This is a genomic window from Prolixibacter denitrificans (assembly GCF_003014495.1).
GTDB lineage: Bacteria > Bacteroidota > Bacteroidia > Bacteroidales > Prolixibacteraceae > Prolixibacter > Prolixibacter denitrificans.
In genome coordinates this window covers 243,488-267,072 of record NZ_PYGC01000001.1, presented here as the reverse complement: position 1 = coordinate 267,072, position 23,585 = coordinate 243,488, and the positions used below count along the sequence as shown (strand labels likewise).

Annotated in this window: 18 protein-coding genes; 6 read left to right on the top strand and 12 right to left on the bottom strand. The window is 47.1% G+C overall.

Translation table 11 applies throughout. The features are described from left to right. Positions 1–14 precede the first annotated feature (14 nt). Complete coding sequence (locus tag CLV93_RS01220) at positions 15–2,237, bottom strand: APC family permease (RefSeq protein WP_106540349.1); 2,223 nt, start codon at positions 2,235–2,237, stop codon at positions 15–17. Positions 2,238–2,390: 153 nt separating this feature from the next. Here CLV93_RS01220 and CLV93_RS01215 point away from each other — a divergent pair, with 153 nt between their 5' ends. Then, positions 2,391–3,326, top strand: a complete 936-nt coding sequence (locus tag CLV93_RS01215; RefSeq protein WP_106540348.1) for a diacylglycerol/lipid kinase family protein — start codon at positions 2,391–2,393, stop codon at positions 3,324–3,326. Between the two features lie 12 nt (positions 3,327–3,338). On the opposite strand, the gene CLV93_RS01210 is transcribed toward CLV93_RS01215, so the two are convergent. From CLV93_RS01210 to CLV93_RS01170, 9 genes are all read right to left on the bottom strand, one after another. Continuing rightward, positions 3,339–3,980, bottom strand: a complete 642-nt coding sequence (locus CLV93_RS01210; protein ID WP_106540347.1) for a nitroreductase family protein — start codon at positions 3,978–3,980, stop codon at positions 3,339–3,341. 59 nt (positions 3,981–4,039) lie between these two features. After that, entirely contained in the window at positions 4,040–5,197 is a 1,158-nt protein-coding gene (locus tag CLV93_RS01205; protein ID WP_106540346.1) for a sigma-54-dependent transcriptional regulator, read from the bottom strand. A 7-nt stretch (positions 5,198–5,204) separates the two neighbouring features. Beyond that, positions 5,205–6,137 (bottom strand): Ppx/GppA phosphatase family protein, encoded by a 933-nt coding sequence (locus tag CLV93_RS01200; protein ID WP_106540345.1) that lies wholly within the window; start codon positions 6,135–6,137, stop codon positions 5,205–5,207. 207 nt (positions 6,138–6,344) lie between these two features. After that, complete coding sequence (gene cysK, locus CLV93_RS01195; RefSeq protein ID WP_106540344.1) at positions 6,345–7,256, bottom strand: cysteine synthase A; 912 nt, start codon at positions 7,254–7,256, stop codon at positions 6,345–6,347. Positions 7,257–7,526: 270 nt separating this feature from the next. Beyond that, on the bottom strand, positions 7,527–8,861 hold the full coding sequence (locus CLV93_RS01190) for an ABC transporter permease (RefSeq protein ID WP_106540343.1): 1,335 nt from the start codon (positions 8,859–8,861) through the stop codon (positions 7,527–7,529). A gap of 53 nt (positions 8,862–8,914) precedes the next feature. Beyond that, the gene (locus tag CLV93_RS01185; RefSeq protein ID WP_106540342.1) at positions 8,915–9,838 is read right to left on the bottom strand and encodes an ABC transporter ATP-binding protein; all 924 of its coding nucleotides are present in this window, start codon (positions 9,836–9,838) and stop codon (positions 8,915–8,917) included. A gap of 10 nt (positions 9,839–9,848) precedes the next feature. After that, positions 9,849–10,856, bottom strand: a complete 1,008-nt coding sequence (locus tag CLV93_RS01180) for a CPBP family intramembrane glutamic endopeptidase (RefSeq protein ID WP_170108834.1) — start codon at positions 10,854–10,856, stop codon at positions 9,849–9,851. Between the two features lie 126 nt (positions 10,857–10,982). Further along, a complete protein-coding gene (locus tag CLV93_RS01175; protein WP_106540340.1) occupies positions 10,983–12,011 on the bottom strand; it encodes a metallophosphoesterase family protein in 1,029 nt (342 codons plus the stop codon). A gap of 103 nt (positions 12,012–12,114) precedes the next feature. After that, positions 12,115–13,113, bottom strand: coding sequence for a hypothetical protein (locus tag CLV93_RS01170; protein WP_146141923.1), 999 nt, complete (start codon positions 13,111–13,113; stop codon positions 12,115–12,117). A gap of 400 nt (positions 13,114–13,513) precedes the next feature. Here CLV93_RS01170 and CLV93_RS01165 point away from each other — a divergent pair, with 400 nt between their 5' ends. Together CLV93_RS01165 and CLV93_RS01160 are read left to right on the top strand one after the other, a co-directional pair. Beyond that, a complete protein-coding gene (locus CLV93_RS01165) occupies positions 13,514–14,521 on the top strand; it encodes a polysaccharide deacetylase family protein (RefSeq protein WP_106540338.1) in 1,008 nt (335 codons plus the stop codon). An 824-nt stretch (positions 14,522–15,345) separates the two neighbouring features. Then, positions 15,346–16,377 carry a Fic family protein gene (locus CLV93_RS01160; protein ID WP_211297714.1) on the top strand — a complete coding sequence of 344 codons (1,032 nt, stop codon included), beginning with the start codon at positions 15,346–15,348 and terminating at the stop codon, positions 16,375–16,377. Positions 16,378–16,475: 98 nt separating this feature from the next. Here CLV93_RS01160 and carB read toward each other — a convergent pair whose 3' ends face one another. Both carB and carA read right to left on the bottom strand, forming a co-directional pair. Continuing rightward, on the bottom strand, positions 16,476–19,706 hold the full coding sequence (gene carB, locus CLV93_RS01155) for a carbamoyl-phosphate synthase (glutamine-hydrolyzing) large subunit (RefSeq protein WP_106540336.1): 3,231 nt from the start codon (positions 19,704–19,706) through the stop codon (positions 16,476–16,478). 61 nt (positions 19,707–19,767) lie between these two features. Continuing rightward, positions 19,768–20,853 (bottom strand): glutamine-hydrolyzing carbamoyl-phosphate synthase small subunit, encoded by a 1,086-nt coding sequence (gene carA, locus CLV93_RS01150; RefSeq protein ID WP_106540335.1) that lies wholly within the window; start codon positions 20,851–20,853, stop codon positions 19,768–19,770. 313 nt (positions 20,854–21,166) lie between these two features. Here carA and argR point away from each other — a divergent pair, with 313 nt between their 5' ends. The 3 genes from argR to CLV93_RS01135 are packed head-to-tail and all read left to right on the top strand — an operon-like array spanning position 21,167 to position 23,579. Next, positions 21,167–21,655 (top strand): arginine repressor, encoded by a 489-nt coding sequence (gene argR, locus CLV93_RS01145; RefSeq protein ID WP_106540334.1) that lies wholly within the window; start codon positions 21,167–21,169, stop codon positions 21,653–21,655. Between the two features lie 11 nt (positions 21,656–21,666). Beyond that, positions 21,667–22,350 (top strand): GNAT family N-acetyltransferase, encoded by a 684-nt coding sequence (locus CLV93_RS01140; protein ID WP_106540333.1) that lies wholly within the window; start codon positions 21,667–21,669, stop codon positions 22,348–22,350. A 38-nt stretch (positions 22,351–22,388) separates the two neighbouring features. Then, positions 22,389–23,579 carry an argininosuccinate synthase gene (locus tag CLV93_RS01135; RefSeq protein ID WP_106540332.1) on the top strand — a complete coding sequence of 397 codons (1,191 nt, stop codon included), beginning with the start codon at positions 22,389–22,391 and terminating at the stop codon, positions 23,577–23,579. The last annotated feature ends 6 nt before the right edge of the window (positions 23,580–23,585 follow it).

Below are 23,585 nucleotides of genomic sequence, written 5' to 3'. Positions count from 1 at the left end.
TTTCTCCTGCTTTTCTATTCAATGCTTTTGTGTTGGTTAGATGATACGAACAAAATATTGCCCAAATCGCCGTACCCGTCAAACAATTCGATACCATTTTTCAGTTTTTCAGTTTTAAAACCGATAATGGTCAGGTCAGCGTCGACAGAGAAACGGGAAATGATCTCTTTCCGGTCTTCACCCTCTTCCAGCGGTATCATCTCAACGTTCGACTGGCTGATGGGAATTCGTCCTTGTTTGATCAGACGAATTAGTCGGTTTCGTTCCTCCTGCATCTCAGCGTGTGGAACGATGGCGAATATTTTAATGAAACCGCGTTTCCATTCAGGATGTCCCAACGTGATGTATCCCAGAAGAATCATAAGATTCGCATTCTTGTAGTCTTCCGGTTTAATCCAGATATGAATTTCTTTTTTGTAACCGAATCCACGGTAGCCGGTATTCAGGATACAAATGTCAAACCCGGCCGACTCAAGCATAGGATAATTCTGGATGGCGTCGGTAATGGAATGCGGATCCGTTCGGGAGAATTCGAAAAGAATCAAATTATTTCCCCGTCCGGAAATTCCGGAAAGCTGCACAACCTGTGCGATAGCCGAGGTGTAAGACGGCGATATAATAGTGTCGAGGTAAACCCGGTTGGGGAAGCTGGCTGCCAGTTTAAGTAAGCGCTCGAGAGCTATCTTCGATTCAGCGGTTGTTGAACGGTTCAACATGCCTTTGATGAAATGGATGTATGTTCCGAAACCATAGCGGTGTGAAATCCAACGCATAAAATCGAATGCCGATTTCCTTCTAAAGGTGTCACATGAAATGCAGATGGCAAATGGACGCCAACTCAATTCGCGGTCTTCACGGTCTGCCCGTTGGGCAAATATCTGTAGTTCGCGGCTCAATTGGAAAATTACGCCTCGGAATAGCTTGTTAAACCCGCGTCTCTCATGCTTGCTTTTCGTAATGAACACATAAAGCAATGTCATTATCAGCAGTGAAAATGCGGCATAGGGCATATTCATCTTAAACATCACCCAGAAGGAGGCCAACGTACCAATCAATGAAATGCTCCAGTGGGACCGGAATGTCGGACGATAAGCCGGATCGGCGGCAAAATGTTCGAGCAGTGAAATCAAGCAGATAGCTCCATAAGTAATCATGAAAAACATGGAGATGATTTGCGCCACGAAGTTGACATCGCCGACGAAAACAAAGACAAAGGCTATGATAATCGTGATGGTCGATGCATTGATGGGTTCATTGTCGGCTTTTTTACCTCTTGCCAGCCACTGGTTGAGTTTAAATTGCGGAAAAATATCGTCGGCACCAATGGCCTGTAGTGTTCGCGGAGCAATCATAATAGAGCCAAGCGCTGATGATAGCGAAGCTGCAGCCAGTCCTATCGGGATAATGGGCCCCCAGGCAGCAATGCGTTGCATAATCAACTGGTCACCAACCAAATCTTCAGGAGAGGCAGAAACCGCAAATTTGTAGGCCGCCAGGAAATAGACAATCAATCCTGCCAGAGTGGCCCAGATCGTACCACGGGGTATAGATGTCTCAGGATGCTTCAGGTCGCCCGAAAGACCCAGACCTGCAGCTAGTCCAGTGAAAGCCGGGAATATAATGGTAAACACATAGAAGAAGCTGTTGCCATTGGGAATGCGGCTGCTTAGGTTAATCACTTCCGGTTTGATGGGGGAATCGCCGAAGAAGAAAAAGCCAAGCGATGTAACCAAAATGGCCACTACCCAGTAGAGTGCTTTAACTCCCATGTTAGCACCCCGGACCAGCATCAATACCGAAAGGATAAGCATTAACGGTACGGTGATGATTCGTCGGTCGGCGAGGACAATGCCGTAGTTTACCCTAATCCAGTCGAAAACCGGCTCAAAAGCCTCGCCAAATGCAATCACATAAAATGCCACACTGATGGCCTGTGAAAGATAAAGCGCCAATCCAACAGCAGCACCAATGTTCAGTCCGAATGACCGGGAGATGATGAAGTAGGCTCCTCCTCCCTGCACCCGCTGGTTTGTGGCGATTTCAGCGACAGCCATAGCTGTAGGAATGGTTACCAAATGACCAATGATGATGATGCCGATGACACCATAAAAGCCGACCTGACCGACAGCCCATCCAAAACGAAGGAACAGAATGGCTCCGAGAATGGTGGATAATGCCGTCAGGAATACCGGCATAGTTCCGAAACTGGCTTTGGGATTGACGAGACCGTTAGACATATAATCTGGTTAAATTAGCTAGATAAAAATAAGATTTGGCGGCTGAAAAGCAATACGAATTGCCCAACGACACAAAATAAATCGGAAAGAAATGAAAGGCGCGCGGTCTGCCGGAAAAACGAAAAGGTTACTTTTGTCCCTGAAAAGAAGCGTATGACCGGGAATTCGAAATATCGTTACCTGTTTATTATCAATCCTGTGGCTGGTATTAGCGGGAAGAAACATTTCCCGGAAATGATAGCACGCGTATTTGGTGAAATAGCTGTTGCTGTTGAGACCTGTTTTACAACCGGAAAAGGAAATGCGTCGCACCTGGTCAGGGAAAATTGGGACAGGTTTGATGTTTTTGTAGCGGTTGGAGGAGACGGAACAGTCAACGAGGTTATCTCGGCGGTAGCGGGAAGTGAGAAGTTTTTCAGTTTGATACCAGCCGGGTCGGGCAATGCACTTGGCCGTGAGTTGGGGCTTTCGATGTGGCCTGCCCGGGCACTAAAAGAGATGGTGACCAGTCAGCCGAAGGTCATCGATACCGGAACGGTTAACGGCCGACGATTCGTGAATGTCTGCGGCGTCGGGTTTGATGCCCACATTGCCGGTCGTTTTGCAAAAAGCAAGTTACGCGGGCCGCTTTCATACGTAGCGCATGTCCTGCGGGACTTTGTGACGTACCAGCCGCATTGGTACCGGATTACCATCGATGGGAAGACATTCCGCCGGAAAGCTTTCGTAGTAACGGTGGCCAACACTTCGCAGTTTGGGAACAACGCGTTTATTGCACCACGTGCCAAAGTCGACGACGGTTTGCTTGATATCTGTATACTCAAACCTTTCCCTGTAGGCATGGCACCCGATTTAGCTCTGCGCTTGTTTAACCGTCAGCTCGATGGTTCGAAATACTGCGAATATTTCCAGGGGAAAGATATTCAGATTGAAGGTGAAACATTGGGCTACCAGGTGGATGGCGAACCTTTCGTTAATAATGAACCTCTTCACCTTTCGGTCGAAAACAAATCATTGAACATACTGGTCCCGGAGCCAACCGAAAGCTTGCTGGCCCGACTTTCACTGGATAAACTGATGAAATTCTAAAGAGAGATAAAGCTACTCTTCTTCAGCGCCCGGATACCCGATGGTCTGGCCCAACAGTATTTTTTGATGCGGCCTCAGTTTCATCTTCTTTCCCAGCGATTCTTTGTCGATGGAGCTGCGGACCACACATCCCAGGCCTTTCGAGGCACAGAAGAGATAAACATTCTGAGCGATGAATCCGCTATTGGCATACGTGTCCGAAGGTGCGTCATCGAAATTTTCGATCAGTTGCAGCCTGTCGAGGTCGGCAACGTAAATGAGATTCAGCGGAGCTGTTGCGACGTAGGGCTGCAAACCACACAATGCTCTGATGTCTCCGCTCAGCACTCTCTTCAAGTGATTGGTCTTTGCATTGTACAAGTAAAGTGCTTCGGGTGTTGCCACGTAAATGTCAATTTCCTGTCGATTCATGGCTGAAGGAGCGGTTCGTTTACCGTTTCTGCGGTTGATCCCCCAAGCAGCCCACAGCAGGTCTGACATCGTCTGTGGCTGGATGGTGTCATTGGTGAATTCGCGGGTAGAGTGTCGGTTGGCGAGCGCTTCCATTAAAGGCATGCCGCCGGTTTTGTTGGGCTCAGGAAGCTGAATATCCTGACTGAATAGGTTAGGGATTCCGGCCAATAGGACAACGATGGCGAAAAGCATTCGTTTCATAAGTCAATTGATTAATTGGTTAGTGATGAACTAATCATCAATTGAATTTAACGAAAAAATCAATTCCCTCCGTACATGCGAACGTCTTCGTCGGTAATAACCTTATCGCAAAGAATGATCAACCGTTCGATGACATTTCGAAATTCCCGTATGTTGCCTGTCCACTTCTTGTTTTTCAGTTCCAGAATAGCATCTTCGGTGATTTCTTTTGGCTGTTGACCGTACTCGTTGCAAATCTGCTTGTTGAAATGTTCAGCCAGTAACGGTATGTCCTCTTTCCGCTCTTCAAGTGCAGGAACATGGATGAGAATAACGCTGATGCGGTGGTACAAGTCTTCACGGAAGTTGCCTTTCTCGATTTCTTCCTGCAGATTTTTGTTCGTCGCAGCCACCACGCGGACGTCCACCTTAATCTGTTTGTCGCCGCCTACGCGGGAAATAATATTTTCCTGCAACGCCCTTAAAACTTTCGCTTGCGCTGAAAGACTCATGTCGCCAATCTCGTCAAGAAACAGTGTTCCGCCGTTAGCTTGTTCAAATTTTCCTTTCCGCTGTTTGTTGGCCGAAGTAAAGGCTCCTTTTTCATGTCCGAACAATTCACTCTCAATCAGTTCTGATGGAATAGCGGCGCAGTTCACTTCCACAAAGGGGCCCTGTACACGAGCAGAATTCTCGTGCAAACGACGGGCAACCAATTCCTTCCCGGTTCCGTTGCTTCCGGTAATCAATACACGGGCTTCAGTAGGAGCTACCCGGTCGGTCATGTCGATAACCCGTGAGATAGCCTCCGATTCCCCAACAATCTCGTACTGTTTATCGACTTTCTGTTTCAGGACTTTGGTTTCCTGAACGAGGTTGGTCTTGTCGCTGGCGTTGCGGATGGTAATCAACAGCCGGTTGAGGTCGAGCGGCTTTTCAATGAAATCGTAAGCTCCTTTTTTGATGGAATCGACAGCTGTGTCGATGTTGCCATGTCCTGAAATCATGACTACCGTAGCATCCGACCGCATCTCCATGATGCGTTGCAGCACTTCAATGCCGTCCATTTCGGGCATTTTAATGTCGCAGAAAATGGTATCGTACTCGTTGGCTTTTACCAGTTCGAGACCTTCCGGGCCATTTTCAGCTAAATCAACAGTGTATCCTTCGAAGCCGAGGATATCTTTCATGGTATTGCGGATGCTTCGTTCGTCGTCGATGACCAGGATTTTAGACATAATATTTTTAGGATTCAGATTTGTTGGACATAATTTCATGCATCGCGCCTTCCTTCAGCGCGAAATGCGACTGGTACATCTGCCCGATCTCCAGTTTGCGCAGCACAAAGTTAACGAATACAGAGGCAACCACAATCATTTCAACCCGCATTGGGTCCATCCCTTTCATTTTCTGGCGTTCCAGCAAGGTAGAACCTTTGAGGGTATCGTGAATTTTTTGAAAGGCGCCCACCGGTAAAAGTGAAGCGGTTCGGTAGTTGCTTTCAGGCTCTACTTCTTCGTACAAATCGGTAAATGTATCGAATGCACCCGAACAGCCTACCAGGATTCCGGGGCGGTGATTCTCGCAAACCTGCCAAAGCATCTCAAGCTCTTTTTCGAACCACTGTTCCATTTTGAGAATTTCATCCGGGTGTAGCGGGTCGGAAGGGCGAAAGATTTCGAGTACTCTGGCCATCCCGATATTGAAACTTTGTTTCCAGAGGATGTTGTCGCCCTGCGAAAGGATAAACTCGTTGCTTCCGCCACCGATGTCGAGAATCAGAACGGTTTGACCATTTACCGGAAGCGAAAGGTTGACGCCTTTGAAAATGAGCTCCGCCTCGCGGGCACCGTCAATGATTTCGATTTCCCAGCCCAGCTTAGTGCGCACTGCATCCAGAAAAATATCCCGATTTTCCGCTCCGCGTAATGCCGATGTGGCAAATATTCGTACCTCTTCCACCTGGTGTTCGTCTATGGTACGGGCATGTTTGTGCAGCGCGTTCAATCCCCGTTCAATGGCGTCGGCCAGTAGCAGCTGTTTGTGGATACCACCCAAGCCGAGCTTAACAGCTTCCTTGCCTTCGTACAACGTGACAAATTCACCATTGGCGAGTGACTCTGCTATTAAAAGGTTGCAGGTATTGGTGCCTAAATCGATTATGGCTTTGCGGCTCATTGCGGTTATCTTTTGCTTGGCTGTTAATTACAGAAAATCTATTTATCTGCCGGTTCATCCGGTTACGGGAGGGAAAGATAACTGAAAAATCGCAATGTTGTTATTGGGGGATTGGTGAAAGCGAAGTGCAATTCGAGTGGGAGTGAAGAGCAAATAAAAAGAGGACAGCGTGTTGCCATCCTCCTTTTCGATGTAAAATATCGTGTATTAAAATAGTCCGTCAACAGACAGGTAACGTTCTCCGGTATCGTAGGAGAAAGTCAGAATACGGCTGCCTTTCGGAAGCTCTTTGATTTTCTTGTTCACCGCGGCCAGTGATGCACCAGATGAAATTCCGACCAGCAAGCCTTCTTCTGCGGCTGCTTTCTGAGCAAATTCAAACGCTTCATCTTTCGATACCTGGATGGTTCCGTCCAGCGTTTCCGTTTTCAGGTTCTCCGGGATAAAACCGGCACCAATTCCCTGAATCGGGTGAGGTCCCGGGGCTCCGCCACCAATCACGGGTGAAGTTTCCGGTTCAACGGCAAATGTTTTCATATCGGGGAAGCGTTTTTTCAACTCCATCGAAACACCGGAAATGTGTCCGCCCGTTCCTACGCCGGTAATCAGGTAATCAATTCCTTCCGGGAAATCAGCTAAAATTTCTTTTGCCGTAAATTCAGCATGTGCCTGGATGTTGGCCGGATTATCGAACTGGGAGGGGATGAACGAACCGGGGTTTTGTTCGGCCAGCTCCTTCGCACGGTTGATGGCACCTTTCATTCCCTGTTCTTTGGGCGTCAGTTCGAGTTGGGCACCGTACGCTTTCAAAATGCGACGGCGTTCGATGGACATCGATTCGGGCATCACCAGGATGAGTTTGTACTTTTTTACCGCGGCTACCAATGCCAGTCCAATGCCAGTGTTCCCGGAGGTTGGCTCGATGATAATACTATCGGGATTCAGCGCGCCTCTTTCTTCCGCATCATTAATCATTTGCAGTGCAATACGATCTTTGATACTGCCTCCCGGGTTGGTTTTTTCCACTTTGGCATATACCTCGTAATCGTCGGGATAAAGGTGGTTAATACGTACATGCGGCGTATTACCAATGGTTTCCAGAATAGTTTTAACTTTCATAATTCGTCTGATAATTGGTTATGATGTAACAGTATAATTGAACAAAAAAAAACCTCCCCGGTTCGGGAAGGTTTTTCTATGGAACTAAAAAATCAGAATCAGCTTGCGCATAGAATATCCTTCCTGATAGCGGTATAACAGGTACAACAATTGCACATATGGCTTCTTAGGATATTCATGCTATGACAAATATACGATATTTCGGATAAAATTGTCCGAATGAATCAAGTCAATTTTATATTAATCATTATGAAAATTCACCACTCCGGTTTAACTCCGGTAGGTGAGCCATTTGCCCAGCTCTTTCCAGGTTGGTTTCTTACCGTACATCAGGATTCCGGTGCGGTAAATTTTACCAGCTACCCAAACGGTTCCAATAAATGTGGCGACCAGTAAAACCATCGAAAGGATGAGTTCCCAAACAGGGACACCAAACGGTATTCGCACCATCATCACAACCGGAGAAGTAAACGGTATCAGGCTAAACCAGAACGCAATCGGTCCTTCCGGGTTGGTAATAGCGTTCATCATGACAATGATGGCGATGATAAGCGGAATGGTGACCGGCAACGTAAACTGTTGTGCATCTTCTTCAGCATCGATGGCGGAACCAACAGCACCAAACAGCGAACTGTAAAGCAGATAACCGCCGATGAAGAAGAAGAAGAAACAACCAATTATCAACGGGAAGTTAATGCTACTCATCATGGAAAAGATTTCCTGTACCTGACTGCTTTGGGCAACACTTTCCATTTGTCCGCTCATCTGACTTTGTGCCATGAGGTTTTGTGCCTGCTCAGGCGACATGTCGGGAATGAAGCCTTTAGCTACCTGGAAAATTCCAATAAATAACGTCACCCAAATGGCAAACTGTGTGAGTCCGACCAAAGCGATACCAACGATTTTTCCCATCATTAGCTCGAAGGGTTTCACGCTGGAGACAATCACTTCGACGATTCGGTTTTGCTTCTCTTCCATCACGCCACGCATGACCATGGTGCCATATATGAAAATAAAAATGTAAATCATGAAGCCAAAGATGTAGCCGAGGACCATGGCGATTTCCGTAGAGCTTTTATGCTCTTCGCCTTTGTCGCCTACGCGGATGGTATTCACATGGATATTGGTCCGAGCAGCTTCCAGCTTCTGTTCCAAATCGGGCACGGCAGCTTCTTTCAGTAAAGCCGATCGTTTATCGTTTTCCAGAATACTGGAGAGGTTGTTATCAATCTTGTTCTTCAAATCGAAGGGAACGTTCTTCTCTGAAAAGAGTTCGACGTTATTCGTGGTAACGACATTCGGCGGAATGGACAACAAAGCATAATACTTCGAGCCTTTCAGATTGTCGCGCAGTTTGTCGTAATCTTCTTTCGGAATGAAATGGAACTTGGTGTATTCGGTACTTTCGAGCCTTCCGAGGAAAATGCCGGAACCGTCGTAAACAGCTACCGTGCGCTCTTCCGTATCGTTCATGGTGGCCAGGTAGGTTGGCAAAATGGTAACGGCGGCAAAAAGGACAGGCATCAGCAGGGTTAGAATAATGAATGATTTCTTTTTTACCCGCGTGTTGTATTCTCTTTTTATGATGATACCAACTTTTTTCATAGTCAATGTTTTTCTGTGATTGGAATTTGTGGAACGTTTTACAGACACCTGAATCAGTTCTGCTTATTCTCGGTGACGACTTTAATGAAGACATCGTTCATGCTGGGAATAATCTCGTTGAACGAAAGAATTTCCACATGTTCGAGTAAGCCGCGGAGCAATTCATTGGGTGTACTGCCATTGACGAACTGTACCGCTAATTTTTGGGCTGTTTCCGACGGTTCGTTGGAAAGAATCTGGTAATCGTTGCCCAAATTCCTTGTCAGTTTGTCGTAATCGCCCCGGTATTCCACTTCGAAGATGTTTGACTTGTATTGCTGGCGTATTTCCTGGGTCGGTCCGTCCAGTATCTTTTTCGATTTATCGATCAAGGCAATGTGATCGCACAGCTCTTCAACCGAAGCCATGTTATGTGTGGAGAAGATGATTGTGGCTCCCTTGTCGCGGAGTTGCAGGATTTCATTCTTTAGCAAATCGGCGTTGATGGGGTCGAAGCCGCTGAACGGTTCATCGAAGATGAGAAGCTCGGGCTGATGCAGAACGGTGCAAATAAACTGTACCTTCTGCTGCATTCCTTTGGAGAGCTCCATTACTTTCTTATCCCACCAAGGAGTAATTTCGAATTTCTCGAACCAGTATTTCAGTTGCTTCATGGCATCGCGGCGGCTCATTCCTTTCAGCTGGGCCAGGTAGAGTGCCTGTTCACCCACTTTCATTTTTTTATACAGACCGCGTTCTTCCGGCAGGTAACCAATCCGGAAAACGTCATCCGCCTTGAGCGGGCGTCCTTTGAATTCCAGCTTGCCGCTATCGGGTGCAGTAATCTGGTTGATGATGCGTATCAGTGTTGTTTTTCCGGCTCCGTTGGGGCCCAGCAACCCGAAGATGCTTCCTTCGGCTACCGAAATGCTCACCTCCGACAGAGCCCGGAACTTGTTGTAGTTTTTTACAACATTTTGCGCTGAAAATAATTCCATGGTTTTAAGGTTAATAAGATGAATTGTCAATTGATTTGGCCGGCTGAATTTCAGGTTCGGCTATGATTTCGTTTTGATTATATTCAGTTAAAGGTAAATGAATTCTTTTAAAGAGAAGTGAAAAATTTCCCCATCGGAACCGCATTGCGGCGAGCCAGATGAAAACCAGCGAAATGGCCACAAGCGCCAGAATATCGAACGATGGATTGTATTTCGTTATCGTGAAAAAGGCCTTGGTAGGAATGGCGCTCGCCTCCTGTGTGACGAACAGCGTGCCGAAAATATTATTGATGGCGTGGGCGCCCCAGGCTAGTTCGAGACCGTCGTCCATAATGGTACAAATGCCGAAGAATAATCCGAACCACAAGTATTGCGGCATCACCATCCACGCACCGTATTCCTGTACTTCTGGATTGGCGAAGTGCAGACTTCCGAAAATCAGAGTCGTCACAATTAGCGGAACCCAGCGGGTGAGAGTCAGCCGCGCAAATCCCTGCATCAGGTAGCCGCGGAAAAGCACTTCCTCGAAACCGGTTTGCAACGGGATGATGAAGATGGCTACCAGCACAAGTCCGATAAAGCCTTTGGAATTAAAACTCCAGTGAAAGGTTTCAAGTCCCGTTAGGTGGGCTACCAGCGAATAAGCGGCCAGCAAAACGAGCCAAACGGATACGGCCCAGAAAAAACGTTTCCAGCGAAAGCGGCGCGCACCCGTTAGCAGCGTTTTGAAAGGCCGTTGATGAACGGGTTTCATGAAAATCACGAAAGCGACAAAGCCCAGTACAAACGGCATCATGGCCAGCATGATTCCAACGCTTGCGGGAATTCCCATACCGGTCAGGTCCATCGGGTTACTGGCAGAGTAGTGTAAATCGAAACCGCGCGTTGCCTGGATGGCCATGACCGCGATAAACGGGAGAGAACCCAACACCTCCGCGAAGATAAACAGCAGCAAAAACATGAGCAGCCAGTAGCGGAATTTGGTTTTTCCCTGGAAAGCGTAATTAAAAAACTCCACGTTCAATAAGTTTAGTGAATGCAACTTCATTTACATTGGTTCATTCACCTTGGGAATAGTTACAGATCTTACGTGGAATTTTACTGAAAAAACGAAATTATTTTCCGAATTCTGTACAACGTGAAGTTATTTTTCCTGTTTTCCCCACGTAAACTGGCGATTCGAAATCTCCGGAGTTACGGGCGAGCCGTTGAGGTTGTATGGAACACCCAGGTTGGCAGGTTCGGGCGGAATGAAGCTCGTCTGCTTGCCGGTTAACGTCAGTTTTCCAGGCGTAATTTTCACGATACCATACAACGGTTCTTTATAAGGAAGCGTAAACTTCGCCAGCGGGAAATTATGATCGATAGCGGCAGGGTAGTGCTTATCGCTCTGGTAATCTTCGCCCACCCAACGGTACGACAAGCTGTTGATGCGAATGTAATGAATGCCATTGATGGTTTTTTCAACATCCGTACCGTCGTGTCCGCTGAAACAAGCTACCACCTTTTTGTATCCGGCCTCTTTGTTGGCTTCTTCCAGAATCTTTCGCACATCGGCACCATTGGCGCAACCTTTGGGATTTTCCAGGCTTTGGTGGGAGAAAATGATGGTGGTTAAATTCGATCGTTTCAGCTCTTTCTTCAGCCAATCCAGTTCTTTCGGGGAAACGTAATTTACGCCTTTTTTCACCTCGTCGTAAAAGTTGCCGTGGTCATAATCGATGTATTCGTTCCGGAAAAAAAGGTAGTTGGTATCGAGCACGATGAAATGGACATTCCCTTTCTTGAACGCGTAATAGTTTGATGGCATATCGGTGAAGCGGAGGAAATCATTCTTGGACGCTTCGTCCAGGTCATGTTCCCCGAGGACCTGGTACGTATCGCCGTCAAAACTATTCCAGATGTTGATAAATTCTTTGTATTCCGGCTTGGGCGGGCAAAAGGCACCCAGTGAGATAATGAAGTCGACGTTATTCTTCTCTGCAGCTTTAACGAAATCTTTCAGCCGTCTGGCTGCATCCGGAATGACATCGGCATTGACATCCGAGCATACGGCAAATGAAACATGCTCGGGCCGGCGGCCTGAACTGCACGACTGCATCGATGGAACGATGGTCAGTAGCCCGATTATCAGGGCTGAGGTTTTGAGGAAATTACGTCTGTTGAATGCCATAACCTGTACTTTTTATCAAAAAACTATATGGGAGCGGCGTTTTCAGAAACCGCTCCGATGTTAGGTTGTAGCCGGAAAAGTCAGGTTTTTCAAATATAACAATCTACTGAAGATTTTTCTTTAGGAATAAAATGGCATCTTCTTTCATTTGGTCGGTTACCTTATGAGCCACACCGTCGTAGGTTTCATAAGTGGCATTGATGCTGTCTGCTTTGTAAAGCTTTTCTGCTTCGGTCCAGCGTTGCTGCATATCTTTCCCGAAAAGGTTATAAATCAGTTCCTGGTCGGCCTTGTCGTAACCATCGTCGTACGGCACCGAGTCGTTCGTGTCATCACTGCCAATGAAAAAGAACATGGGGATTCTCCGGAACGCCTGCAAATTAAACGGCTTACCAATCAACTCCTTGAAATCGCCGGTACCAACCGGGTAGCGCAAGGTTCGTCCTTCCCATTCTCCTTGCGGGGCAATGGGCCAGCCTCCGGGCGAGCCCACCACGGATGCTTTTACCATTTCGGGGTGCAGAGCCGTGAAGCGGTTGGCAAACATACCGGCAGCTGAGAAACCCATAACGGCAATCTTCGGGTCGGTTTCGATGCCCCAGCGTTCTTTCAGTATCTCTTTAATTTCGTTGAAGGCTTCGATAGCCTGCAAATCCAATCGTGCCAGTGCTTTGTGCGAGGTAGTCATCACGTCGCGATCGAGTGCGTGCGTATAGATTCTCCACTGCTCGTATTGCAGCGGGCGCGGAAAAATTGACGTTACATAAATCACCGGCAGTTGTTCGGTCAGCTCCGAAGCCATAGCCCGGGCATCCTTGATGGCCTGCTTGGCTTCCCAATCGAAATTGTCGGTGGCTTTTCCTGTGTTGTTCGGGACAAACAAAATAACAGGTGTTTCGTGCTTAATGCGCTCTTCCGAGGGGGTGTAAATCAGGAATGGCCAGTCTCTTACTTTCGTTGTGTCTGCTTCCAGTTTCGTCAACTGACCGTAAGGCTTGTCAATGGTTTGCAACGACGGGATGTGCTTCAGCTTGTTTGATTTTTTATGGCTACAGGCCGAAAAGAGAATCAATATAGCGAATAAGGAATACCAGATCTTCATAGATACATGTTTTTTCGGTTCAGTACTTATTCCCGTCACAGTCATTTGTTTGTCCGACAGGTTAGTTTTGCCTGCAATTTTAGGAAAATTAACCCGGATGTTCAATAATTGGGCCGGACATATTATCGATTGTTTTACATATTTAAATCCAATGGCCCGCCTTTCTACCTGAGCGACCACTAAAACGCAACCGCATCGATTGATGTTCTCCTGCCGGGAAATATAAAGTAGGGAAGGCGATTCGTCAGGGTGAAAGTTGTATGCGCTGCAAGGCCTGTTAAAAAAAGTTGTCGAAGAATTTCCGATCGGCTAATTAACTATATTTAGCCACCGGCAGCGAACCTTATTGCGCCCGGGAGATAAATCAACCAGGAAACAGACCGGTCTTTCAGGACAACATATGGTGCAAGGCTTTTACAAAAAATCCAGGTTCTTCCTTTTCGCAGGAGTGATGGTGATGATGCTGTTCGTGTATGGCAACGCTAGCGCAGCAGTTCAGACCAAAATCAGTAACTACCGGGTTTGGTTTGGCACAGGCGATTACCTGCAAAAACTGGTGCTGATCATTCGGAGATACGATGAGTCGGGAGAGCTGTTTTACATCGGGGTCGACCCGAACAGCCTCCAGACCATGATTATTCCGGCCCGGCATATCGTTGCCAGGCCGCTCACCTGGCCGCAGATACGGGCCGATTATAAAAACACGCCTTACATCAGAGCCATTCAAACCGCCGAAAAACGCTCCTTTGCTTTGCAGGATGCCGGTATTGTTCACGGTTTCCCGAAAGAAAAGGGAATCACGCTAACCGTCGATTTGTGTCCGTCGCACCGCCCGCTCGACAGGGGTATTTTTACCTCACTGATTTCGGAATTCGCCAAAACCGAGAAACCGGTTCCGGTGGCCTTGTCGGTTACCGGCCGCTTCATGCTGACACACCCGGCAGATATCGCCTGGTTGAAAGAGATGAATACCGAGGGCAAGATTGCCGTCACGTGGGTTAACCACACCTACAACCATCACTACAATCCGCACGCGCCGCTCAACCGGAACTTTCTGTTGGAGCCCAACACCAATCTCAATTTCGAAGTGCTGCAAACCGAGATTGCGATGTTGCAAAAAGGATTGCTCTTTTCCGTGTTTTTCCGGTTTCCCGGATTGGTGTCGGAGCACCGGTTGGTGGACAATGTACTCGGCTATGGCCTGATTCCCATTGGCAGTGATGCCTGGCTGGCCAAGGGACAACCCGCCACGGCCGGAAGCATTGTGCTCATTCACGGCAACGGCAACGAACCTGTGGGGGTGAAGGACTTCCTGAAACTGCTGCAGGCCGACCGCACTGCTGTGATGAAAAAGCAGTGGCTGCTGTACGACCTCCGTGAAACGGTGAAGGACGAATTCCACGAGTAAATTATCCGGTGGCGTTGTTAACAAATGCGCAAAGCCCGACTTTTCCCCGGCGAAGCCGTTAACAAATGCTAAAAGCTCCACTTTTTCGTCAGGGAAACCATTAACAAATGTGCATGCGTCCACTTTTTCTCAGGGAAGGCGTGAACAAACGTTTAAAGCTCCATTTTTTGCCAGCGAAGCCGTTAACAAATGTGCAAGCCTCCACTTTTCGCCGCCCAGGTCATTCACTAACGTGAAAACGCTCACTCATCGCCGCCGAAGCTTTTCACAAACGAAAATTACTTCACTTTTCCGCGCCCGAGCCATTCGCATCCATGAAAAGCTCCAATCATTGCCGCCAAAGCCATTCACAAACGAAAAAAGGCTCACTTGCCGCCGCCCGGGCTTTTCACAAACCTCCAAAGGATGAAATTTGGGTTATGATAAAAATTGCTAATGTAATTGGCATGAGAATGGAAAGATGTCAGGGCTCCGCCCCTATATTATCACTGAACCAACGATGCTACGAAGATTAAAGGGCTAGCGCCCCTTGAATGAATTATAAATAAACAACAAGGCTGCCCCAATTGTGCGACGCACGTTTGAGACAGCCTTTGTTTCATTTATTGGAGTTGTGCTTTACTTGTATTCGTTCCACGATTTGATAATGAATATCAACAAGAAAAGGAGTATGTATGAAGAATGATGTTTTATATACATTGGATGATTTAAATGTATAGATTTTGGGATTTTCTTTACAAAAGAAAGTATATTTGTATAGGTAATTGGAAAATCTATACATAATAACAGTTATGAGATTGTCAAAACTTCCATTAAATATAGATTTGGAGACGAAGAAGGTATTAAAGGCTTTGCCTTCAGCTCATGCTGCTTTAGCTGAGTTAAAAGGTGTTGCTTCTTCCATTCCCAATCAAAATATTCTGATTAACACGCTCGGACTTCAGGAAGCCAAGGATAGTTCTGCAATTGAGAATATTATTACAACGCATGATGATCTATATAAGTCAGAATTGAATTTGAATTCCTTTACCTCGCTTGAAGCTAAAGAAGTTCAAAATTACATTTTAGCATTGAAAAAGGGATTTGAGTTGATTTCAAAGAGTGGTTTACTGACAAATAAAATGATTCTTGAGATTCAAGAGGTGCTTGAAGATAATAAGGCTGGATTTAGGAAATTACCGGGAACGGCACTAAAAAATACTGTAACAGGAGAAACGGTTTATACTCCTCCTCAAAATTATGAGGAAATATTGAGTTTAATGACAAATCTTGAGCAATATGTCAATGACTCCGAGATGCAGGATTGTGACCCATTGATAAAAATGGCTGTCATTCATTTCCAGTTTGAAAGTATCCATCCTTTTTATGATGGAAATGGGAGAACCGGGAGAATAATTAACATCCTTTATCTGATAATGGAGAGATTGCAGAACCTCCCAATTTTATATTTGAGCAGTTATATTATTAAGAATAAACAAGAGTATTACAGATTTTTGCAAAAAGTGCGGGATGAAAGTCTGTGGGAGGAATGGCTCCTGTTTATGATAAAAGGAGTAGAAGTAACCGCAAAGGAAACAATTGAACTGATTATTAAAATCAAAGAATTGATGCTTGATTATAAGCATCGTCTAAGGGATAATTATAAGTTTTACAGTCAGGATTTATTGAATAATCTGTTTAAACATCCATATACAAAAATTGAATTTGTCGTTAAAGATTTAGGTGTAACTAGGTTGACTGCAGCCAATTATTTGAATAAGCTGGCGGACGACAACATGTTACAAAAGGTCAAACTTGGAACGGGAAACTACTACATTAATGCTGAATTGTTTGATTTACTGACGAAGAAGAGGTAAAGGAGATTATTATCATTGCTACTTTATAGCCAACAAGGCTGCCCCAATTGTGCGACGCACGTTTGAGACAGCCTTTGTTTATTCTATGGAGTTGTGCTTTACTTGTACTCGTTCCACGATTTAATGATAATATCCTCCTCACTCATTTTGGTGATGGCGTAGATGTAAGCACTGGCTACGCGCGCGTTGGTCAGGAGCGGAATATTGAAATCGACTGCGTTTCTCCGGATCTGGTAGCCGTTCGACAGCTCGCGTTTGGTGTGGTTTTTCGGAATGTTGATAACCATTTCCACTTTCTTATCGCGAATCAGTTCCAGGGTGTTCGGGCTCTGGTCTTCCTCATCGGGCCAGTAGGCCAGTTCCGTTTGGATGCCGTTGTCGAGGAAGAACTTGTGCGTTCCGCCGGTCGCGTAAATCGTGAAGCCGCGTTCCTTCAGCATGCGGGCGCTGTTCAGCATTTCCACTTTTCCGCGGGTTGGTCCCGACGAAATCAGGATGCTCTTCTTCGGAATGCGGTAACCCACCGAGAGCATCGACTTCAGCAGCGCTTCGTAGAAGTTTTCACCAATACAGGCCACCTCACCAGTCGAAGCCATGTCGACACCCAGAACCGGGTCGGCATTCAGCAAACGGTGGAAAGAGAACTGTGGTGCTTTCACACCCACGTAATCGAGCTCAAACGCCGATTTGTCCGGCTTCTCGAAGGGAACATCCAGCATCGCCTTCGTGGCGATTTCAATCAGGTTTGTCTTCAATACTTTGGAAACAAACGGGAAGGAGCGGGAAGCCCTCAGGTTACACTCGATAACCTTGATGTCGTTGTCCTTGGCCAGGAACTGCATGTTAAAGGGACCGGTAATTTCCAGTGCCTGGGCAACCTGCCGCGAAATCTTCTTGATGCGGCGGATGGTCTCCACATACAACTTTTGCGGCGGGAAAACGATGGTCGCATCGCCGGAGTGCACACCGGCAAACTCTACGTGTTCCGAAATCGCGTAAGCCACCACTTCGCCATTCTTGGCTACCGCGTCAATCTCAATCTCCTTGGCATTTTCGATGAATTCGGAAACCACCACCGGATGCTCTTTGGAAACGTGAGCGGCCAGTTCGAGGAAATGTTGCAACTGGTCGCGGTTCGAAACCACATTCATGGCTGCTCCCGACAGAACATACGAAGGACGAATCAAAACCGGGAAACCGACTTCATCCACAAATTTGTATATGTCCTCAATGGTCGTCAGCTGGCTCCAGCGCGGCTGGTCGACTCCCAGACGGTCGAGCATGGCCGAGAATTTATTCCGGTCTTCAGCGTTGTCAATCTTCTCTGCCGAGGTTCCCAAAATCGGGACATGTTGACGATGCAGGCGCATGGCGAGGTTGTTCGGAATCTGACCGCCAGTCGAAAGAATCGTTCCTTTTGGCTGTTCCAAATCCACGATGTCCATCACGCGCTCGAAGGTGAGCTCGTCGAAATAGAGCCGGTCACAGGTATCATAATCGGTCGAAACCGTTTCCGGATTGTAGTTGATCATGATGGCGCGATACTTCTCCTGCCGGATGGTGTTGACAGCATTCACCGAACACCAGTCAAATTCAACCGACGAACCAATCCGGTAAGCCCCCGAGCCCAGCACAATCACCGACTGGTCGTCGTGCTGGAAGTCGATATCATGCTCCGAACCGTTGTAGGTCATGTAGAGGTAATTGGTCTGTGCCGGGTACTCGCCGGCCAGCGTATCGATTTGCTTCACGTATGGCACGATGCCGAGTTTTTTCCGGTATTCGCGCACCTTTATCAAGTCGCCATTGATTTTTTCATCGGCGCTCTTGAGAACCAGACGCGCAATCTGGAAATCGGAATAACCTTGCTTTTTCGCGAGCAGGAGCATCTCGTACGGAATATCTTCCAGCTTGTTGAATTTCTCCAGCTCGTTGCGCAGGATGTAAATATTGTTCAGCTTTTGCAGGAACCACTTGTCGATGCGGGTCATTTCCCACACTTTGTCTACCGAATGCCCGTGATGGAAAGCTTCCGCGATAGCGAAAATACGACGGTCGGTTGGCTGCTGAAGCTCTTCTTCCACATCGTCGATTTTTGCTTGCCCGCTGTTGGCCACAAATCCGTGCATGCCCAGTCCAACCATCCTAATACCTTTCTGTATGGCTTCTTCGAACGAACGACCGATGGCCATAATCTCGCCCACCGATTTCATGCTGGAGCCGAGGTTTTTTGATACGCCGGTGAATTTGGTCAAGTCCCAGCGCGGAATCTTCACGACCACGTAGTCGAGTGCCGGCTCGAAAGCAGCAGTGGTTACTTTGGTCACCGCATTTTTTAGTTGGTGCAAACCGTAGCCCAGTCCCAGTTTGGCTGCCACAAAAGCCAGCGGATAACCGGTAGCCTTGGATGCCAGCGCCGAGGAACGTGACAGACGGGCGTTCACTTCAATTACGCGGTAATCTTCGGAGTTTGGGTCGAGGGCGAACTGTACATTACATTCTCCCACCACACCGATTTTGCGGATGATTTTGATGGAGAGTTCCCGCAGTTTGTGATATTCGGCATTGGAAAGGGTCTGCGACGGTGCCACCACAATCGACTCACCGGTGTGAATACCCAGCGGGTCGAAGTTTTCCATGTTACACACCGTGATACAGTTGTCGAAACGGTCGCGCACTACTTCGTACTCTACCTCTTTCCAGCCTTTCAGCGACTCTTCCACCAGAATCTGAGGCGAGTAGGAGAAGGCGTTATCGGCCAGTTTATTCAGCTCGTCCATGTTGGAGCTGAAGCCGGAACCCATACCTCCTAAGGTATAGGCGGCACGAATGATGAGCGGGAAGCCCAGTTTTTCGGCTGCTGCCCTCGCTTCCTCGATGGAAGAACAGGCGATGCTTCGCGGCGTCCTCACGTTGATTTCACCCAGAATGCCGGCAAAAATCTCCCGGTCTTCGGTGTTGATGATGGACTGTACCGGAGTACCTACTACCTGTACATTATATTTTTCGAGAATACCGCCACGGTACAAATCAACCCCGCAGTTGAGGGCAGTCTGTCCACCAAAGGCTAGCAAAATACCGTCCGGTTTCTCCTTCTTAATCACTTCTTCCACAAATTTTGCCGTCACCGGAAGGAAATACACCTTATCGGCAATGTTTTCCGATGTTTGGATGGTGGCAATATTCGGGTTAATCAGAACGGTCTCGACGCCTTCCTCTTTCAGCGCTTTGAGTGCCTGCGAACCGGAATAGTCAAATTCGCCGGCTTCTCCGATTTTCAGTGCCCCCGAACCGAGGACAATCACTTTCTTGATATCTTTATTGAGCATGGTTTTCAATCGTTTTGCATGATGAATGAACAAGTTGTGTTGCCTGTTTCATTCGGCCGGTTCATTGCTTTTTGTACTTCTTGATGTTGGTGATGAAATCATCGAAGAGGAATTCCGTATCCACCGGACCCGAAGAGGCCTCGGGGTGGAACTGCGTAGAGAAGAAGGGCTTGGTTTTGTGCCGAATGCCTTCGTTGGTCTGGTCGTTCACATTCACGAACAACGGTTCCCAATCTTCCGGCAGGGTTTTGTCGTCGATGGCGTAACCGTGGTTTTGTGAAGTAATGTAGCATTTGTCCGTGCCGGTCATCAGCACCGGCTGATTATGGCTCCGGTGACCATATTTCAGTTTGTAAGTATCACCTCCGGCGGCACGTCCCAGCAGCTGGTTTCCCAGGCAGATACCCATGATGGGCTTCACATCGTCCAACGCTTTGCCGACATTTTCAACGGTTTCCTGCACCATCGCCGGGTCACCCGGTCCGTTGGAAAGGAAAATTCCGTCACACTCAATTGTATTGAAATCGTAATCCCACGGCACGCGGATGACGGTCGTGTTTCGTCGCAATAAACACCGGATAATGTTGTTTTTCACACCGCAGTCGACCAACACTACTTTGTGGTCGCCGTTTCCGTATGTCTGAATATCGTCGACGCTTACCCGGGAAACGAGGTTTTCTTCATTCGGGTCATAAAAATCGATCTCGTTTCCTTCGAAAACGATTTTTCCCAGCATCGAACCTTTTTCCCTGAGGATTTTGGTCAGGGCGCGGGTGTCGATATCAAACAGACCGGGAACTTCATTTTCCTTCAGCCAGTCTCCCAGACTTTTCATCGCGTTCCAGTGACTGTACTCGAATGAATAATCAGATATAATGAGCGCGCTCACATGAATTTTGTCCGACTCAAAGTACCTGAAAATACCATCTTCTTCCACGTCGTTGGGAACGCCGTAGTTTCCAATCATCGGGTAAGTCGATACCAGGATTTGCCCGGTGTAGGAAGGATCGGTGAGGCTTTCGGGGTAACCCGTCATTGCCGTGTAAAACACCACTTCTCCGGCTATCGACTTCTCGTATCCGAAAGATTTCCCTTCGAATACGGTCCCGTCCTCAAGAATCAATTTTGCTTTCTGCACGTTTTGCATTTCCGGTTGATTTTATTGCTGATTTTATATGATTTTTCGAAACGTGTGGACAAAAAAAATGCGTTCCCACTGCCTTGTACTCGGCAGCAAAAACGCATTTCTCAGCGTGTCTGTCTAATATTCTAAAGACATGTTGCACGGCACAAAAATAGGTTATTTCCTGCTTGATGTCCAAAATTTCAATGTAAAATAATTAATAATTATTCACCTCGCTTTTGAGAATGGGTCAAAATTATGAATAAATTTACATTTAAATGCATAATTATTCGATTTTAATGCATAAAATTGCAACAAGAATAAATAAATATTCATAATGAAGAACCGGACACAACGCTTGTTGGCCATCAAAAAAATCATCTCCGAAGACCGGATCCGCAGCCAGGACGAGCTGCTGAATCTGTTGAATAAAGAGGGATACGAGGTGACACAGGCGACGCTTTCGCGGGATTTGAAATCGCTTCAGGTGATGAAAATCAGCGATTCACAACATGGATATATATACCGTTTGCGTGAAAATCTCGCGAATACTGATGAGTCGGTTCCGGATATTTCGCATGCCAATTTTTTGGCCGACGGTTTTTTGAAAGTAGAGTTTTCGGGAAATCTGGGGGTTGTGACAACGCTTCCAGGGTATGCCAGCAGCATTGCATCAGTAATTGACAAAGCAAATTTATTTGAAATATTAGGAACAGTGGCAGGTGACGATACTATTCTGCTCATTGTCAGAGAGGGAGTTGGCCGTAATGATGTTATCAACGCGTTAATCATGACCATGCCCAAACTGGAAGGTAAAATTGATTAATAAGGAAAAACATGTTTCCGTTAAAGAAGAATAACAAAAACGAAAAAGATGCCATCAAGGTCGTAGTGGCCGGAGAGGAACACATCAAGTATGTGGACGAGGTGAACGATGCCATCGACCTGGCTTCGAAGGAGCGCGGTACGGGTATCGCACGCCGTACACATGAATACATTGAATCGAAAATAAAAGAAGGCAAAGCCATTATTGCCATCGACGGCGATAAGTTTGCCGGCTTTTGTTACATCGAAACATTTGGCACCAACAAGTTTGTTGCCAACTCGGGACTGATCGTTCCCCGTGAATATCGTGGCCATGGTTTGGCCCGCCGCATCAAGCAGCGCGCGTTCGAACTGTCGCGCAGCAAATTCCCCGAAGCCAAAATTTTCGGTCTGACCACCGGCCTGGCGGTGATGAAAATTAACTCCGATTTGGGGTACAAGCCAGTCACCTTTTCCGAATTGACGGATGACGAGCAATTCTGGAAAGGTTGTCAGAGCTGTGTGAATTATGATATTCTGCAGCGAACCAGTCGAAGCAAGTGCTTGTGTACCGGAATGCTTTACGATCCGGCTTGGAAAAATGGCAACGGGAAAAAAGGAAAAACTCCCTTCCAGGTATTTCGCGAGTGGGTCGATAAACGCAAAGCAGAAAAACAGGCACTGGCCGAAAATAAGAACGGGAAAAAATCAGAATAATTATCTTATCCGGTTACCGGAAAAAAGCATAAACTATTATGAGTGATAAAGTAGTACTGGCATTTAGCGGAGGTTTGGATACATCATATTGTGCCATCTACCTGTCGAAAGAGAAGAACCTGGAAGTTCATACGGCCATTGCCAACACGGGAGGATTTTCGCCCGATGAGCTGACCGATATTGAAAAACGTGCGTACGCGTTGGGTGTGAAGAGTCATAAAACCCTCGACGTAACGGAAGAGTATTACCAGAAAGGTATTAAATACATGGTGTATGGCAATGTTTTGCGGAACAATACCTATCCTATTTCCGTCAGTTCGGAGCGTATTTTTCAGGCTATTGCCATTATTGAGTATGCGAAAAAGATTGGTGCCAAATATGTGGCGCACGGAAGTACCGGAGCCGGAAACGACCAGATTCGTTTTGATTTGGCTTTCCAGGTGTTGGCGCCGGAAATCGAAATTATTACACCTACGCGTGACATGGAGCTGACCCGTGAGTTTGAGATCAACTACCTGAAAGATCACGGTGTACAGGCCGATTATACGAAGATGGCTTACTCCATTAATGCCGGACTCTGGGGAACCAGTATCGGAGGTAAGGAGACGCTGACCAGTAATCAGACATTGCCGGAAGAAGCGTATCCGAGCCAGCTGACCAACGAAGGCGAGGAGACGTTGACGCTTGATTTTGTGAAAGGTCAGTTGAAAGGGGTGAATGGCAACAAGCATTTCAGTACCATCGATGCTATTCGTGAGGTCGAAGGAATTGGCGCAGCATGGGCTGTTGGCCGTGACATGCACATCGGCGATACCATCATTGGTATCAAAGGGCGGGTCGGATTCGAAGCGGCTGCTCCGATGCTCATTATTAAAGCACATCAGATGCTGGAAAAACATACGCTGACCAAGTGGCAACAGTACTGGAAAGATCAGTTGGGCAACTGGTATGGGATGTTTCTTCACGAAGCGATGTACCTCGAGCCGGTGATGCGCGATATCGAAAAATTTCTGGAAAGCACGCAGGAAAATGTTACCGGAAAGGTGATTATCAAACTGCGTCCGTACACCTTCCAGTTGGTCGGCGTTGAATCGGAGCACGATTTGATGAAGTCGGAATTCGGTGAATACGGCGAGATGAATAAGGGATGGACGGCAGATGATGCCAAAGGATTCACCAAAATTCTGGGCAACCAGTTGAAGATTTTCTATTCAGTCAATAAGAAATAAACACAT

Bases quoted from the DNA above. Each gene is read 5' to 3' on its own strand.
- CLV93_RS01175 (WP_106540340.1), bottom strand. From the start codon at position 12,011: ATGGCATTCAACAGACGTAATTTCCTCAAAACCTCAGCCCTGATAATC.
- carA (WP_106540335.1), bottom strand. From the start codon at position 20,853: ATGCAAAACGTGCAGAAAGCAAAATTGATTCTTGAGGACGGGACCGTA.
- CLV93_RS01200 (WP_106540345.1), bottom strand. From the start codon at position 6,137: ATGAGCCGCAAAGCCATAATCGATTTAGGCACCAATACCTGCAACCTT.
- CLV93_RS01190 (WP_106540343.1), bottom strand. From the start codon at position 8,861: ATGAAAAAAGTTGGTATCATCATAAAAAGAGAATACAACACGCGGGTA.
- CLV93_RS01170 (WP_146141923.1), bottom strand. From the start codon at position 13,113: ATGAAGATCTGGTATTCCTTATTCGCTATATTGATTCTCTTTTCGGCC.
- carB (WP_106540336.1), bottom strand. From the start codon at position 19,706: ATGCTCAATAAAGATATCAAGAAAGTGATTGTCCTCGGTTCGGGGGCA.
- CLV93_RS01135 (WP_106540332.1), top strand. From the start codon at position 22,389: ATGAGTGATAAAGTAGTACTGGCATTTAGCGGAGGTTTGGATACATCA.
- CLV93_RS01210 (WP_106540347.1), bottom strand. From the start codon at position 3,980: ATGAAACGAATGCTTTTCGCCATCGTTGTCCTATTGGCCGGAATCCCT.
- CLV93_RS01220 (WP_106540349.1), bottom strand. From the start codon at position 2,237: ATGTCTAACGGTCTCGTCAATCCCAAAGCCAGTTTCGGAACTATGCCG.
- cysK (WP_106540344.1), bottom strand. From the start codon at position 7,256: ATGAAAGTTAAAACTATTCTGGAAACCATTGGTAATACGCCGCATGTA.
- CLV93_RS01215 (WP_106540348.1), top strand. From the start codon at position 2,391: ATGACCGGGAATTCGAAATATCGTTACCTGTTTATTATCAATCCTGTG.
- CLV93_RS01185 (WP_106540342.1), bottom strand. From the start codon at position 9,838: ATGGAATTATTTTCAGCGCAAAATGTTGTAAAAAACTACAACAAGTTC.
- argR (WP_106540334.1), top strand. From the start codon at position 21,167: ATGAAGAACCGGACACAACGCTTGTTGGCCATCAAAAAAATCATCTCC.
- CLV93_RS01165 (WP_106540338.1), top strand. From the start codon at position 13,514: ATGGTGCAAGGCTTTTACAAAAAATCCAGGTTCTTCCTTTTCGCAGGA.
- CLV93_RS01140 (WP_106540333.1), top strand. From the start codon at position 21,667: ATGTTTCCGTTAAAGAAGAATAACAAAAACGAAAAAGATGCCATCAAG.
- CLV93_RS01205 (WP_106540346.1), bottom strand. From the start codon at position 5,197: ATGTCTAAAATCCTGGTCATCGACGACGAACGAAGCATCCGCAATACC.